The 801-nt window shown below is 69.8% G+C and carries 1 protein-coding gene; it reads right to left on the reverse strand.

Features of this window, described 5'->3' with window-relative positions:
- Positions 1–771 carry an ABC transporter ATP-binding protein gene (locus BG452_RS35920; RefSeq protein ID WP_188308529.1) on the reverse strand — a complete coding sequence of 257 codons (771 nt, stop codon included), beginning with the start codon at positions 769–771 and terminating at the stop codon, positions 1–3.
- Between the last annotated feature and the right edge of the window lie 30 nt (positions 772–801).

Consider the following 801-nt stretch of genomic DNA (forward strand, 5'->3'; position numbering starts at 1 on the left):
TCAGCTGGTGCGGCCCTTGGCCTCGAAGCGGCGCATGCGGTCCAGGACGGTGTCGGCGGTGGGGTGGTGGAGTTCGTCGACGATGCGGCCGTCGGCGAGGAAGACGACGCGGTCGGCGTAGGAGGCGGCGACGGGGTCGTGGGTGACCATGACGACGGTCTGGCCGAGTTCGCGCACGGAGTTGCGCAGGAAGGAGAGGATCTCGGCGCCGGAGCGGGAGTCGAGGTTGCCGGTGGGTTCGTCGGCGAAGATGATGTCGGGCTTTCCGGCGAGGGCGCGGGCGCAGGCGACGCGCTGCTGCTGGCCGCCGGAGAGCTGGGAGGGGCGGTGGGTGAGGCGGTCGGAGAGGCCGACGGTGTCGACGACGCGGTCGAGCCAGGCCTGGTCGGCCTTGCGGCCGGCGATGTCCATCGGGAGGGTGATGTTCTCCAGGGCGGTGAGGGTGGGGAGGAGGTTGAAGGCCTGGAAGATGAAGCCGATGTGGTCGCGGCGCAGCTGGGTGAGCTGCTTGTCCTTGAGGCCGACGAGTTCGGTGTCGCCGATGGTGGTGGAGCCGGAGGAGACGGTGTCGAGGCCGGCCATGCAGTGCATGAGGGTGGACTTGCCGGAGCCGGAGGGGCCCATGATGGCGGTGAACTCGCCCTGGGGGAAGGTGACACTGACGTTGTCCAGGGCGACGACCCGGGTTTCCCCCTCCCCGTAGACCTTGTTGAGGCCGGTGGCGCGGGCGGCCGCCAGGCCGGTACGGACGGCGGTTGCGGGGAAGGTCACGAAGACTCCTGGGAATGAATCGGGTTGCGG

The sequence above is a fragment of the Streptomyces sp. CBMA123 genome (genome assembly GCF_014596465.1).
GTDB lineage: Bacteria > Actinomycetota > Actinomycetes > Streptomycetales > Streptomycetaceae > Kitasatospora.